The sequence below is a fragment of the Streptomyces sp. NBC_00569 genome (assembly GCF_036345255.1).
Classification (GTDB): Bacteria; Actinomycetota; Actinomycetes; order Streptomycetales; family Streptomycetaceae; genus Streptomyces.
In genome coordinates, this window is the sequence record NZ_CP107783.1 from 3,125,650 (window position 1) to 3,138,939 (window position 13,290).

11 protein-coding genes are annotated in these 13,290 nt (G+C 72.0%); 4 read left to right on the forward strand and 7 right to left on the reverse strand.

Translation table 11 applies throughout. The features are described 5' to 3' along the window. Window positions 1–3 precede the first annotated feature (3 nt). On the forward strand, window positions 4–825 hold the full coding sequence (locus OHO83_RS14005; RefSeq protein ID WP_266675012.1) for a PaaX family transcriptional regulator: 822 nt from the start codon (window positions 4–6) through the stop codon (window positions 823–825). On the opposite strand, the gene OHO83_RS14010 is transcribed toward OHO83_RS14005, so the two are convergent. Together OHO83_RS14010 and OHO83_RS14015 are read right to left on the reverse strand one after the other, a co-directional pair. Continuing rightward, window positions 809–3,085: a bifunctional salicylyl-CoA 5-hydroxylase/oxidoreductase gene (locus OHO83_RS14010; RefSeq protein ID WP_329433718.1), complete on the reverse strand. Its 2,277-nt coding sequence runs from the start codon at window positions 3,083–3,085 to the stop codon at window positions 809–811. The two genes, OHO83_RS14005 and OHO83_RS14010, sit on opposite strands and share 17 nt — an antisense overlap. Before the next feature lie 2 nt (window positions 3,086–3,087). Further along, on the reverse strand, window positions 3,088–3,915 hold the full coding sequence (locus OHO83_RS14015; RefSeq protein ID WP_266558869.1) for an enoyl-CoA hydratase family protein: 828 nt from the start codon (window positions 3,913–3,915) through the stop codon (window positions 3,088–3,090). 221 nt (window positions 3,916–4,136) lie between these two features. Here OHO83_RS14015 and OHO83_RS14020 point away from each other — a divergent pair, with 221 nt between their 5' ends. Beyond that, a complete protein-coding gene (locus OHO83_RS14020; protein WP_330279561.1) occupies window positions 4,137–4,661 on the forward strand; it encodes an ATP-binding protein in 525 nt (174 codons plus the stop codon). 27 nt (window positions 4,662–4,688) lie between these two features. On the opposite strand, the gene argF is transcribed toward OHO83_RS14020, so the two are convergent. The 4 genes from argF to OHO83_RS14040 all read right to left on the reverse strand — a co-directional run bounded on the left by argF (window position 4,689) and on the right by OHO83_RS14040 (window position 11,193). Continuing rightward, on the reverse strand, window positions 4,689–5,696 hold the full coding sequence (gene argF / locus OHO83_RS14025; RefSeq protein ID WP_266675009.1) for an ornithine carbamoyltransferase: 1,008 nt from the start codon (window positions 5,694–5,696) through the stop codon (window positions 4,689–4,691). A gap of 146 nt (window positions 5,697–5,842) precedes the next feature. Beyond that, a complete protein-coding gene (locus OHO83_RS14030) occupies window positions 5,843–7,066 on the reverse strand; it encodes an arginine deiminase (protein WP_266675008.1) in 1,224 nt (407 codons plus the stop codon). Between the two features lie 75 nt (window positions 7,067–7,141). Continuing rightward, window positions 7,142–9,712: a polynucleotide kinase-phosphatase gene (locus OHO83_RS14035; protein WP_266675007.1), complete on the reverse strand. Its 2,571-nt coding sequence runs from the start codon at window positions 9,710–9,712 to the stop codon at window positions 7,142–7,144. Continuing rightward, window positions 9,709–11,193 (reverse strand): 3' terminal RNA ribose 2'-O-methyltransferase Hen1, encoded by a 1,485-nt coding sequence (locus OHO83_RS14040; protein ID WP_330279562.1) that lies wholly within the window; start codon window positions 11,191–11,193, stop codon window positions 9,709–9,711. Before OHO83_RS14040 ends, OHO83_RS14035 begins: the two co-directional genes overlap by 4 nt. A 104-nt stretch (window positions 11,194–11,297) precedes the next feature. Between OHO83_RS14040 and OHO83_RS14045 the strand changes: the two genes are divergently transcribed. Together OHO83_RS14045 and OHO83_RS14050 are read left to right on the forward strand one after the other, a co-directional pair. Further along, window positions 11,298–12,245 carry an LLM class F420-dependent oxidoreductase gene (locus OHO83_RS14045; protein ID WP_266675005.1) on the forward strand — a complete coding sequence of 316 codons (948 nt, stop codon included), beginning with the start codon at window positions 11,298–11,300 and terminating at the stop codon, window positions 12,243–12,245. Between the two features lie 251 nt (window positions 12,246–12,496). Then, window positions 12,497–12,694: a hypothetical protein gene (locus OHO83_RS14050; RefSeq protein WP_266675004.1), complete on the forward strand. Its 198-nt coding sequence runs from the start codon at window positions 12,497–12,499 to the stop codon at window positions 12,692–12,694. A 76-nt stretch (window positions 12,695–12,770) separates the two neighbouring features. Here OHO83_RS14050 and OHO83_RS14055 read toward each other — a convergent pair whose 3' ends face one another. After that, entirely contained in the window at window positions 12,771–13,244 is a 474-nt protein-coding gene (locus OHO83_RS14055; protein ID WP_266675003.1) for a DUF6099 family protein, read from the reverse strand. Window positions 13,245–13,290 lie beyond the last annotated feature (46 nt).

Genomic DNA, 13,290 nt, shown 5'->3' on the forward strand with positions numbered 1-13,290 from the left:
CACGTGTCCGAGCTCCACACTCCCCGGTCCCTGATAGTCACCCTCTACGGCGCCTACGGGCGCGGCTTTCCCGGCCCCGTGCCCGTCGCCGAGCTGATCCGTCTCCTCGGCGCGGTGGGCGTCGACGCGCCCGCCGTGCGGTCCTGCGTGTCCCGCCTCAAGCGGCGCGGGCTGCTCCTGCCGGAGCGCACGGCGTCGGGCGCCGCCGGGTACGCGCTGTCGCCGGCCGCGCGCCAGCTCCTGGACGACGGCGACCGGCGCATCTACGGGGCGCCTGCCGGCGAGGCGGACGGCTGGGTGCTCGCGGTGTTCTCCGTGCCGGAGGCCGAGCGCGCCAAGCGGCACGTCCTGCGCTCGAGGCTGGCCGGGCTCGGCTTCGGCTCGGCGGCGCCCGGCGTGTGGATCGCCCCGGCGGGCCTGCACGAGGAGACCCGGCACACCCTGGAACGCCTCGGGCTCTCCCCGTACGTCGATCTGTTCCGCGGCGAGCACCTGGGTTTCGCGGCGACGGCCGACGCGGTCGCGCGCTGGTGGGACCTGGACCGTCTCGCCGCGCTGCACGCGGCCTTCCTCGACGAGCACGCGCCGGTGCTCGCCGCCTGGCAGGACCGCTCCCCCGGCGAGGCCGCGCCGGAGGAGGCGTACCGGGACTACCTGCTCGCCCTCGACTCCTGGCGCCATCTGCCGTACGCGGACCCGGGGCTGCCCGCCGGGCTGCTGCCGGCGCGGTGGCCGGGCACGCGGTCGGCGAGCGTGTTCCGGGCGCTGCACGAGCGGCTGCGGGACGCGGGGACGGCGTTCACCACCCTCAACCACCCAGCGTGAGCCGGGGCTTGGGGGCGTCCAGCCGTCCGGTCTGAGGCGGCCGGCTGCCCGCCTCGTACGGCTTCGGCCAGGCGACACCGGGACCCGTGTAGCCCTGTTCGGCCGCCGCGTGCAGGGTCCAGTGCGGGTCGTAGAGGTGGGGGCGGGCCAGGGCGCACAGGTCGGTGCGCCCGGCCAGGATCAGCGAGTTGACGTCGTCCCACGAGGAGATCGCGCCGACCGAGATCACCGGGATGCCGGTCTCGTTGCGGATCCGGTCCGCGAACGGCACCTGGTAGGAGCGTCCGTACGCGGGTTTCTCGTCGGCGACGACCTGTCCGGTCGACACGTCGATCGCGTCGGCGCCGTGCGCGGCGAACGCGCGGGCGATCTCCACGGCGTCGTTCGCGTCCGTGCCGCCTTCCGCCCAGTCGGTGGCGGAGATCCGGACGGTCATGGGGCGGTCGCCGGGCCACACGTCGCGTACGGCGTCGAAGACTTCCAGGGGGAAGCGCAGCCGGTTCGCGAGCGGGCCGCCGTACGCGTCCGTCCGCTGATTGCTCAGCGGTGAGAGGAAGCCGGACAGCAGATAGCCGTGGGCGCAGTGCAGTTCGAGGAGGTCGAAGCCGGCGTCGGCGGCGCGCAGGGCGGCGGACGTGAACTGCTTGCGGACGTCAGCGAGTTCGTCCCGGGTCAGCTCGCGCGGAGTCTGGCTGCCCGGCTTGTACGGGAGGGGGGACGCGGCGACCAGCGGCCAGTTCCCCTCCGCGAGCGGTTCGTCGATGCCTTCCCACATCAGCTTCGTGGAGCCCTTGCGTCCGGAGTGCCCGAGCTGGACGCCGACCGCCGTTCCGGGGGCCTGGGTGTGCGCGAACTCGGTGATACGGCGCCAGGCCGCGGCCTGTTCGGTGGTGTAGAGACCGCCGCAGCCCGGGGTGATGCGGCCCTCGGGGCTGACGCACACCATCTCGGTCATGACGAGTCCGGCGCCGCCGAGGGCCCGCGCGCCGAGGTGGACGAGGTGGAAGTCGCCGGGGACGCCGGCCCGGGCCGAGTACATGTCCATGGGGGAGACGACGACGCGGTTGCGCAGGGTCAGATCGCGCAGGGTCAGCGGCGTGAACATGGGGGGTGTGCCGGGCGGGCAGCCGAAGTCGCGTTCGACGGCTTCGGTGAAGCGGGGGTCGCGCAGGCGCAGGTTGCCGTGTGTGACGCGGCGGCTGCGGGTGAGGAGGTTGAACGCGAACTGGCGTGCGGGCTGGTCGAGATAGAGGCCGATGTTCTCGAACCACTCCAGGCTGGCGCGGGCCGCGCGCTGGGTGGAGGCGACGACGGGCCGCCGCTCCGCCTCGTACGCGGCGAGCGCCTCGGCCGTGGTGGGCTGCTCCTGGAGGCAGGCGGCGAGCGCGAGCGCGTCCTCGACGGCGAGCTTGGTGCCGGAGCCGATGGAGAAGTGCGCGGTGTGCGCGGAGTCGCCGACGAGGACGATGTTCCCGTGCGACCACTTCTCGTTCACGACCGTGCGGAAGGCGGTCCAGGCGGAGTTGTTCGACCTGAGGGCGCGGCCGCCCAGGGCCTCGGTGAAGATCTTGGCGCAGCGTTCGACGGACTCGGGCGCGTCGAGCGCGTCGAAGCCGGCCGCGCGCCAGACCTCCTCGCGCATCTCGACGATGACGGTGCTGTCGCCCCCCGTATAGGGGTATCCATGCAGCTGCATGACGCCGTGCTCGGTCTCGGCGGTCTCGAAGCGGAACGCGTCGAAGGCGAAGTCGGCGGCGAGCCAGATGTAGCGGCAGCGGTGCTCCTCGACGCGCGGCCGGAACGCGTCGGCGTGCGCCTCGCGGGTCGCGCTGCGCACTCCGTCGGCGGCGACGACCAGGTCGTGGTCGCGGGCGAGGTCCGCTGCCGGGGGCGCCGGTGAGCGGAAGCGGAGGTTGACGCCGAGCTGCCGGCAGCGCTCGTGGAGGATTTCGAGGAGCCTGCGGCGGCCGAGTGCGGCGAAGCCGTGGCCGCCCGAGGTGTGGCGGGTGCCGCGGTGCACGACGTCGATGTCGTCCCAGCGCACGAACTCCGCCTGGAGCGCGGCGTGGACGACGGGGTCGGCGTGCTCGATGCCGCCGAGCGTCTCGTCGGAGAGGACGACGCCGAAGCCGAAGGTGTCGTCGGGGGCGTTGCGCTCCCAGACCGTGATGTCGCGGCGCGGGTCGAGCCGCTTGAGGAGGGCGGCGGCGTACAGGCCGCCGGGTCCGCCGCCGATGACCGCCACTCGCAGGGGTCCCATGGTCACCGCCCCTGCCACTTGGGCGCGCGTTTCTCCGTGAAGGCCGCGTGGAACTCGGCGTAGTCCTCGCCGTTCATGAGGAGGGCCTGGGTCGCGGCGTCCATCTCGACGGCGGCGGCCAGCGGCATGTCGAGTTCGGCGGTCAGCAGGGCCTTGGTCTGGGCGTACGCGAGGGCGGGACCCTCGGCGAGGCGGCGGGCCAGGGCCTGCGCGGCCTCGTCGACCCGGCCCTCGTCGGTCAGCTCGCTGATCAGGCCGATGCGCTCGGCCTCGGGGGCGCGCACCGGCTCGCCCAGCATGAGCAGACGCGTCGCGTGGCCGAGGCCGACGACGCGGGGCAGCAGATACGCGGCGCCCATGTCGCCGCCGGACAGGCCGACGCGGGTGAAGAGGAACGCGAAGCGGGCGCTCGGGTCGGCGACGCGGAAGTCGGCGGCGAGTGCGAGGACGGCCCCCGCGCCCGCGGCGACCCCGTGCACGGCGGCGATCACCGGGAAGGGGCACTCGCGCACGGCCCGTACGACCTGGCCGGTCATCCGGTTGAAGTCGAGGAGCTGGGCGGTGTCCATGGCGAGGGTGGCGCCGATGATCTCGTCCACGTCACCGCCGGAGCAGAATCCGCGGCCCTCACCGGCCAGGACGAGCGCGCGCACGGAGCGCTCGCGGGACAGCTCGGCGAGCAGGTCGCGCAGGTCGGCGTAGGCGCCGAAGGTGAGTGCGTTGAGCTTGTCGGGGCGGGCCAGGGTGACGGTGGCGACCCCGTCGTCGACGGCGTACCTCAGATGCCGCCAGTCGTCGGTGCGGGGCGCGGAGCCGGTGAAGGGACTCATGGCGGTGCGGCCTCCTCGGGCGGGGGCGGAGGTTCGGCGCGCCTGCGTCAGGCACGTCACTCCATGAAGTTATCACCGCTTCGTGACTTCCGTCACGAGTGCGCGATACGCGATCCCGACGGCAGGCGTGCGGCCGGGCAGGGAGCGCATAGGGGACACGTGACGAACGTCCCGCAGAAAGGGTGTCGGGGGGCTCTGTCCAGCGACGCCTTACCATTCGTATGGTTGAAAGCAGGACAGCTCCCCCGCTGTCAGCCCCTGTCACCCCCTGTCAGGACACCTGCACCCTGAACGGACCCACCGTGCCCACACCGCCCGCCCCCACCTCCTGGCGTATCGCGCTGCCGCACACCGCGGCCGCGGTGCCGGTCGCGCGTTCCCTGGTGCGCACGGCCCTGGCGGAGATCGAGTCGCCCTCGCTCGACAGCGACACGGCGGAGCTGCTCACGGCCGAGCTGGTGGCGAACGCCGTAGAGCACGCGGCGGGGGCGGGCCCCATCGAGCTGGTGGTGGAGCTGCTGGCGTCGGGCTGTCAGGTCGAGGTGCACGACGGGGACCCGGCGCCGCCCGGCGACCTGACCCTGCCCGGTCCGGCCGAGGCGCCGGACCCGTGGCAGGAGCACGGGCGCGGACTGCTGCTCATCCGCACCCTGAGCTCGTCCTGCGGACATCGCCCCACCGCGTCCGGCAAGGCGGTCTGGTTCACCCTTCCCGCGGTGCCGGCGCAGCGCAGGAGCCCTGAGTAGTACGCCCCGCCCCTGCCGGGGCGGGCATCAGGCCAGCGTGGCGACCATGATCGCCTTGATGGTGTGCAGCCGGTTCTCGGCCTCGTCGAAGACGACCGAATGCTCCGACTCGAAGACCTCGTCCGTGACCTCCAGCGAGTCCAGGCCGTACGTCTCGTGGATCTCGCGCCCGACCTTGGTGCCCAGGTCGTGGAAGGCCGGCAGGCAGTGCAGGAACTTGACGTCCGCGTTCCCCGTGGCGCGCAGGACGTCCATCGTCACGGCGTACGGCGCGAGAGCCGCTATGCGCTCGGCCCACACCTCCTTGGGCTCCCCCATGGAGACCCAGACGTCGGTGACCACGAAGTCGGCGCCCGCGACACCCTCGGGGATGTCCTCGGTGAGCGTGATGCGGGCGCCGCTCGTCTCGGCGAGCTTGCGGGCCTGCGCGACGATCTCCTCGGCCGGCCAGTACTCGCGCGGCGCCACGATGCGTACGTCCATGCCGAGCAGCGCGCCGGTCACCAGGTACGAGTTGCCCATGTTGAAGCGGGCGTCACCGAGGTAGGCGAACGCGATCCGGTCGAGCGGCCTGCTGCAGTGCTCGACCATCGTGAGCACGTCGGCGAGCATCTGCGTGGGGTGCCAGTCGTCGGTCAGGCCGTTGTAGACCGGCACGCCCGCGTACGCGGCGAGCTCCTCGACGCCGGTCTGGCTGTCCCCGCGGTACTCGATGGCGTCAAACATCCGGCCGAGGACACGGGCGGTGTCCCGTACGGACTCCTTGTGGCCGATCTGCGAGCCGGACGGATCCAGGTAGGTCGTGGAAGCGCCCTGGTCGGCCGCGGCGACCTCGAAGGCGCAGCGCGTACGGGTGGAGGTCTTCTCGAAGATCAGCGCGATGTTCCGGCCCGCGAGGTGCCGCGTCTCCGTCCCCGCCTTCTTGGCCGCCTTCAGCTCGGCGGCGAGGTCGATCAGGCCGCGGAACTCCTCGGCGGTGAAGTCCACCTCTTTGAGGAAGTGGCGGCCGGTGAGGTCGGGACGGACTGTCGCCATGGGGCGCTCCTGAGGTACGCGGAAAGGGCTAGGGCATCAGAGATGCTGGAAGTCTATACGACACTCCACATTTCTATACAGGGTGCAGCTCCGGCGGCCACCGCTCCACGCGTTCGGGGGACCACCGCGTTCGGGGGACCACCGCTCTATACAGGGTCCCTCTCGACCGGGCAGCTCATGCAGCGCGGCCCGCCCCTCCCCCGCCCCAGTTCGCTGCCCAGGATCTCTATGACCTCGATGCCCTGCTTGCGCAGATAGGTGTTCGTCGTCGCGTTGCGCTCGTAGGCGACGACCACGCCCGGCTCCACGGCCAGCACGTTGCAGCCGTCGTCCCACTGCTCCCGCTCGGCCGCGTGGACGTCCTGCGTGGCGGTCAGGACCCGGATCTCGCTGAGGCCGAGCGCGGCGGCGATGGCCCGGTGCATGTGCTCCGGCGGATGGTCGGTCACCTTCAACTCCCGCTCCCCCACGCCCGGTTCGATGGTGTACGAGCGCAGCATGCCGAGCCCCGCGTACTGCGTGAACGTGTCGCCGTCGACCATCGTCATCACGGTGTCCAGGTGCATGAACGCCCGCCGCTTCGGCATGTCGAGGGCCACGATCGTCCGCGCGGAGCCGGCGGCGAACAGCTTGTGCGCCAGCATCTCGACGGCCTGCGGAGTGGTGCGCTCGCTCATCCCGATGAGGACGGCGCCCTGCCCGATCACCAGGACGTCGCCGCCCTCGATCGTGGACGGGTAGTCGGCCTGCCCCTCCGACCACAGGTGGAAGCCCGCGTCCCGGAACAGCGGATGGTGCCGGTAGATCGCCTCGAAGTGGACCGTCTCGCGCTGCCGGGCGGGCCAGCGCATCGCGTTGATGGAGACGCCGTCGTAGATCCAGGCAGAGGTGTCGCGGGTGAACAGGTGGTTGGGCAGCGGGCCGAGCAGGAAGTCGTCGAGGTCCATCGCGTGGAAGCGGACCGATGTCGGCTCGGGGTGCCGGTCGAGGAACTCCCTCTTGGTCATGCCGCCGACCAGCGCCTCGGCCAGGTCCGTGGCCGGCATCGTCTCGAAGGCGGCCCTGAGGTGGTCGGTGGCGAGCGGCCCGTACTCCTTCTCGTCGAAGACCCGGTCGAGGACCAGGGACCTGGCGTCCCCGATGGCGAGCGCCTCGATGAGCAGGTCGCCGAAGAGGTGCACGCTCACGCCGCGGTCGCGCAGCACATCGGCGAACCCGTCGTGCTCCTGCCGCGCGCGCCGCACCCACAGCACGTCGTCGAAGAGCAACGCGTCCTTGTTGCTCGGCGTGAGCCGCTTGAGCTCCAGATCGGGGCGGTGCAGGATGACGCGGCGCAGCCGCCCGGCCTCGGAGTCGACGTGGAATCCCATGGACCCATCCTTCCCCGGCCGGACGGCCCGCGCCCGTGCAATCGAGGAGCTGGGTGGCGGCTCACATCAGCGCTCTCACAGCCTCGGGTCGACCGGCTCCGATTCGAGCGCGAGGACCGCGAACACCGCCTCGTGGACCCGCCACAGCGGCTCCCCGTCCGCGAGCCGGTCCAGTGCCTCGAGACCGAGCGCGTACTCGCGGATCGCGAGCGAGCGCTTGTGCCCGAGGAAGCGGCCGCGCAGGCGTTCCAGGTGGTCGGGGCGCGTGTACTCGGGACCGTAGATGATCCGCAGGTACTCGCGGCCGCGGCACTTGATGCCGGGCTGTACGAGCCGGCCCTTGCCGTCGCGCGTGAGCGCCTCGACCGGCTTGACGACCATGCCCTCGCCGCCGCGCCCGGTCATCTCCAGCCACCAGTCGACACCCGCGCTCACGGACGCCTCGTCCGCGGTGTCGACGAAGAGCCTCCGGGTGGTCTGCAGGAGCCCCGAGCCGTCGTTCTCGACCATGCGGTCGATGAGGGCGAGCTGCTCGTCGTGCGGCAGCGCGGCCAGCGACCTGCCCTGCACGGCCAGGATCTGGAACGGCGCGAGCCGCACGCCCTCAAGACCGTCCGTCGTCCAGCAGTAGCGCCGGTAGGCGTCCGTGAACGCGGCCGCGTCGGCGGCCCGTTCACGCTGCCTTCCGAGCAGTTCGCCCACGTCGACACCGCGCGCCGCCGCCGCTTCCAGACCGGCGATGGCGTCCGGGAACACGGCACCGGACGCGGCTCCCACGGCGGCGTACTGCGAGCGCAGGAGGCCCGACGCCTTGAGCGACCAGGGCATCAGCTCCGTGTCGAGCAGCAGCCAGTCCGTGTCGAGCTCGTCCCACAGCCCCGCGTCGGTGACGGCGGCGCGCACCCGGCCGAGGATCTCCTCGGTGACCTGCTCGTCGGCGAAGAAGGACCGTCCGGTACGGGTGTAGAGCGCGCCGGTGGGACCTTCCGGGACGCCGAAGCGCTCGCGCGCCACGGCCGCGTCCCGGCACACCAGGGCCACGGCCCGCGAGCCCATGTGCTTCTCCTCGCACACGACGCGTCCAACCCCGTCGGCGGCGTACTGGGCGAAGGCCTCTGCGGGGTGCTCCAGGAAGTGTTCACCGGCGGCTCCGGCGCGGGCTCCCGCGCCGGAGGCCGCCGTGGGTGCCATGGTCGGCGGCAGGTACGGGACCAGGCGCGGGTCGACGGCGAAGCGGCTCATGACCTCGAGGGCCGCCGCCGCGTTCTCCTCGCGCACGGCGACGCGTCCGGCGTGCCGGGTCTCGACGGACCGCCGTCCGTGCACGTCGGCGAGGTCGAGCGGCCGCCCGTCCTGGCCGCCGGGCGCCTCGGTCCGCAGCGGCCTCGACGGCTCGTACCAGACCTTCTCGGCGGGTACGTCGACCAGTTCGCGCTCCGGCCAGCGCAGCGCGGTCAGCTTGCCGCCGAACACGGCGCCGGTGTCGAGGCAGATGGTGTTGTTGAGCCAGGTGGCCTGCGGGACCGGTGTGTGGCCGTAGACGACGGCCGCGCTGCCGCGGTACTCCTCGGCCCACGGGTAGCGCACCGGCAGGCCGAACTCGTCGGTCTCGCCGGTCGTGTCCCCGTACAGCGCGTGCGAGCGCACCCGCCCGGACGTGCGCCCGTGGTACTTCTCGGGCAGGCCCGCGTGGCACACGACGAGCCTGCCCCCGTCGAGGACGTAGTGGCTGACGAGGCCGTCGACGAACTCGGCGACCTCCTGCGTGAACTCCTCGCTCTCGCCCGCGAACTGCTCGACAGTCTCGGCGAGCCCGTGCGTGTGCTGGACCTTTCTGCCCTTGAGGTAACGGCCGAACTTGTTCTCGTGGTTCCCGGGCACGCACAGCGCGTGGCCGGACTTGACCATCGCCATGACGCGCCGCAGGACGCCCGGGGAGTCGGGCCCCCGGTCGACGAGGTCGCCGACGAAGACCGCCGTGCGGCCCTCGGGGTGCACACCGTCCACGTAGCCGAGCCCGGTGAGCAGCGTCTCCAGCTCCGAAGCGCAGCCGTGGATGTCGCCGATGATGTCGAAGGGGCCCGTGAGGTGCCTGAGGTCGTTGTAGCGCTTCTCGCGTACGACCTCGGCGCTGTCGGCCTCCTCGACGCCGCGCAGGATGTGCACCTTGCGGAAGCCCTCGCGCTCCAAGTGACGCAGGGAGCGCCGCAGTTCGCGGGTGTGGCGGGAGATGACGCGGCGTGCCATGCCGGCGCGGTCGGCGCGCTGCGCGTTGCGCGCGGCGCAGACCTCCTCGGGGATGTCGAGGACGATGGCGATGGGCAGCACGTCGTACTGCCGTGCCAGGTCGACCAGCTGCTTGCGGCTCTCCTGCTGGACGTTGGTCGCGTCGACGACGGTGAGCCGCCCGGCCGCGAGGCGCTTGCCCGCGATGTAGTGCAGCACGTCGAACGCGTCGCCGCTGGCGCTCTGGTCGTTCTCGTCGTCGGCGACGAGCCCTCGGCAGAAGTCGCTGGAGATGATCTCGGTGGGCTTGAAGTGCCGCCGCGCGAACGTCGACTTGCCGGACCCCGAGGCGCCGACGAGGACGACGAGGGACAGGTCGGTGACGGGGAGCGTACGAGCGTGGGAACCGGTGGTGGTCATGCGGCCTTCGCCTCCTTCGGGCTCGGGTCGGCCAGGGTCTGGTCGGTGAGGGTGAAGACGCCCATCTGCGTGGGCGGGCCGACCTCCGGGTCGTCGGGACCCACGGGCTCGAACTCCACGCCGTAGCCGTGCCGTTCGGCCACCGTGCGCGACCAGGTACGGAACTCCTCGCGGGTCCACTCGAAGCGGTGGTCGCCGTGCCGGACGTGTCCGGCGGGCAGGGTCTCCCAGCGGACGTTGTACTCGACGTTCGGCGTCGTCACGAGGACCGTCCTCGGCCGCGCGGATCCGAACACCGCGTACTCCAGTGCGGGCAGCCGGGGCAGGTCGAGGTGCTCGATGACCTCACTGAGCACCGCCGCGTCGTACCCCTTGAGCCGCTTGTCGGTGTACGCGAGCGAGCCCTGGAGGAGCGTGACGCGGGAGGCCTGGCGCTCTCCCATCCGGTCGATCTTGAGGCGCCGGGCGGCGATCGTCAGGGCCCGCATCGACACGTCGACTCCCACGACCTCGGTGAACCGGGTGTCCTTGAGCAGCTCGTGCACCAACTGGCCCTGTCCGCAGCCCAGGTCGAGCACGCGCCCGGCCCCGGCGGCCCTGAGCGCTGCGGTGATCGCGTCGCGCCGCTGGACGGCCAGCGGTACGGGCTGCTCCTCGGTGTCCGTCGCCTCGTCGACCGCGTTGTCGATGTCCTCCATGTCGGTGTCGTCCGCGTCGGCGAGCCGCACCAGCTCCAGGCGCTCCATGGCGCTGCGGGTGAGCGCCCGGCGCCGCGAGAGGTAGCGGCTGGTGATCAGGTTCTGCTCGGGGTGCGTGGGCAGCCAGCCCTCACCCGCCCGGAGCAGCTTGTCGACCTCGTCGGCCGAGACCCAGTAGTGCTTGGCGTCGTCGAGCACGGGCAGCAGCACGTACAGATGCCGCAGCGCTTCGTAGAGGCGCAGCTCGCCCTCCAGGACGAGACGTACATAGCGCGAGTCGCCCCACTCGGGGAACCGCTCGTCGAGCGCCACCGGGTCGGCCGTCACCGTGGCCCAGCCGAGGGGCTCGAAGAGCCGGCGCACCAGCGCCGCCCCGCCGCGCGCGGGCACCGCCGGCACCTCGATACGGAGCGGCATCGGCTGCCCGGCCCGCTCGGGCATGGCCTTGCACTGTCCGCGCAGGGCGCTGGAGAACACACTGCCGATCGCCACGGCGAGCAGGGACGAGGCGGCGTACGGCCGGTCGTTCACGTACTGCGCGAGCGCCGCGTCGGGGGCGCCGCCACGGCCCTTGCCCTTGCCGCGGCGCACGAGCGCGACCGGATCCACCTCCAGGAGCAGCGCCGCGGTGCAACGCTCCGCGGACGCCTCCGGGTACAGGACGTGCGCGGTTCCGTGCGAGGTGGAGAACGCCTGCGCGTTGCCGGGATGCTTGTGCAGCAGAAACCCGAGGTCGGTCGCGGGGCGTTCAGGGGTGCCGGTCGTGCTGATCGTCAGGAACACGCGTCCGAGTATGGTCCGCCAGTACCGCCCCCGACCACGCATTTGTCCCCGGGGACGCTGCGGTTCTAAAAGGTCACCAGAAGTGACCGGTGCATGATGGCTGAATGGATCTTCGAGTATTCACAGAACCGCAGCAGGGCGCCACCTACGAGACACTTCTCCGCGTGGCGAAGGCCGCTGAAGACCTCAGTTATGGAGCGTTTTTCCGGTCCGACCACTACTTGCACATGGGCTCCGCCGACGGGCTCCCCGGCCCCACCGATGCCTGGATCACGCTGGCCGGCCTCGCCCGCGAGACCAAGCGGATCCGCCTGGGCACACTGATGACCGCCGGCACCTTCCGCCTCCCGGGCGTCCTCGCGATCCAGGTCGCGCAGGTCGACCAGATGTCGGGCGGACGCGTGGAGTTGGGCCTCGGCTCCGGCTGGTACGGAGCGGAGCACGAGGCTTACGGCATCCCCTTCCCCAAGGAGAAGTTCGGCCGCCTCGAGGAGCAACTCGCCATTGTCACGGGCCTGTGGCGCACGCCCGTCGGAGAGCGCTTCAGCTTCAACGGCACGTACTACCAGCTGAAGGACTCCCCCGCGCTGCCGAAGCCGGCGCAGAACAAGGTGCCGGTCCTGATCGGCGGGCACGGCGCCAAGCGGACCCCGGCGCTCGCCGCGCAGTACGCCGACGAGTTCAACATCCCGTTCGCGTCGCTCAGCGACACGGAGCAGCAGTTCAAGCGGGTCCGTGCGGTGGCGGAGGAGCACGGGCGCAGTGCCGGCAGCCTCGTCTACTCCAACGCCCTGGTCGCGTGCGTCGGCAAGACCGACGCGCACGTCAGGCGCCGCGCCGCGACGATCGGCCGTGATGTGGACGAGCTGAAGGCGAACGGGCTCGCCGGCTCGCCCGCCGAGGTCGTCGAGCGGATCGCCGCGTACCAGGCCGTCGGCTCGCAGCGGATGTATCTCCAGATGCTCGACCTGGACGACCTGGACCACTTGGAGCTGATCGCCACCGAGGTGATGCCCCAGCTTTCCCGGCCCACGCACCACCCGGCCGACTGAGCAGCTGATCGGCTGCCCGGCTGAGCGTCGGCTCCGCTGGTCCGGCCGCTCCGGCCCCGCCCCTGTCGGGTGAATATCCGTCAACCGGGCACGTGGCCGGGGCGCGCGCCAGTGACCGGCCACGCGAGTGATCGTTGGCTCGGGCGGAGCCGGACCGCCCGGCACCCGCACCGGCGGCGGCTGCCGCGGCCGGGCGACGCTTGCGTCACCTGCTCTCCCCCGTGGGGAGGGCGAGGGCCGAGGAGGCCGTCATGTCCCAGGAAGCCATGTCCGAGCAGGTCGTGCACGAACCGGCCGCACCGGTTGAGGACGGCGCACCCAAGGGTCTGCTCCAGCAGATGGAAGAGCTGATGGCCGCGCTCAACGCGGATCTGTCGCAACTCGACGCCGACCTTCAGCAGTCCACCGGACCCGGCGCCCCGTCCGCCGACGAGGGCCACCGCCTCTGACCCCGCCGGGGGCGCGTCGCACCGGTGCCGGTGCGCCCCCGAAGGCCGCTGCCGCAGCGGCATCAACTGGTGGCCCCTACGCCGCCGAGTCCGGCTCCGACATGGTGTCGCGGCGCAGGCCGAGCCGGCGGATTATCTCGAGGACCCTGTCGCGTGATTCGTCGGCGGCGTCAATGGCGTCCATGCAGTGCCAGTAGGCACCCTCCTCCTCCGCCTCGCTGGCTATGCCCACCAGGGCGATCCCCACTTCGCCGAGCAGCGCGGCCAGACCGATCAGCGCCTGGTGCGCCTCCGGCAGTTCCGTGAGCTGCGCCGCCCGTATGCCGCCCGACCCGATGACCGGGATCGCCGAGCCCGAGCAGCCTCTGCCGCCCGCCTCGCTCAGTCCCAGCGCTTCCCCCCTCAGCTCCGGCGGGCCCTCTCTCGCCAGCCTGTTCCCCATGGCTTGCGCGAGGGCCTGGGCCTGCCATGCCTCCCGCGTGATGGCCGGCGCGTCCTGGCTCTCCGCCAGGGCCCGTCGGCTCGCCCTGATGAGTCGCACCGCGTCCATGCGCAGCCCCCGTCCTGAACTCCCTTGACCACTACCCAGAGTGAGG

What these genes read in the sequence shown, in the direction of transcription:
- OHO83_RS14035 (WP_266675007.1), bottom strand. Translation starts at nt 9,712, where the DNA reads ATGACCACCACCGGTTCCCACGCTCGTACGCTCCCCGTCACCGACCTG.
- OHO83_RS14015 (WP_266558869.1), bottom strand. Translation starts at nt 3,915, where the DNA reads ATGAGTCCCTTCACCGGCTCCGCGCCCCGCACCGACGACTGGCGGCAT.
- OHO83_RS14055 (WP_266675003.1), bottom strand. Translation starts at nt 13,244, where the DNA reads ATGGACGCGGTGCGACTCATCAGGGCGAGCCGACGGGCCCTGGCGGAG.
- OHO83_RS14045 (WP_266675005.1), top strand. Translation starts at nt 11,298, where the DNA reads ATGGATCTTCGAGTATTCACAGAACCGCAGCAGGGCGCCACCTACGAG.
- OHO83_RS14010 (WP_329433718.1), bottom strand. Translation starts at nt 3,085, where the DNA reads ATGGGACCCCTGCGAGTGGCGGTCATCGGCGGCGGACCCGGCGGCCTG.
- OHO83_RS14030 (WP_266675008.1), bottom strand. Translation starts at nt 7,066, where the DNA reads ATGGGATTCCACGTCGACTCCGAGGCCGGGCGGCTGCGCCGCGTCATC.
- OHO83_RS14050 (WP_266675004.1), top strand. Translation starts at nt 12,497, where the DNA reads ATGTCCCAGGAAGCCATGTCCGAGCAGGTCGTGCACGAACCGGCCGCA.
- OHO83_RS14020 (WP_330279561.1), top strand. Translation starts at nt 4,137, where the DNA reads ATGGTTGAAAGCAGGACAGCTCCCCCGCTGTCAGCCCCTGTCACCCCC.
- argF (WP_266675009.1), bottom strand. Translation starts at nt 5,696, where the DNA reads ATGGCGACAGTCCGTCCCGACCTCACCGGCCGCCACTTCCTCAAAGAG.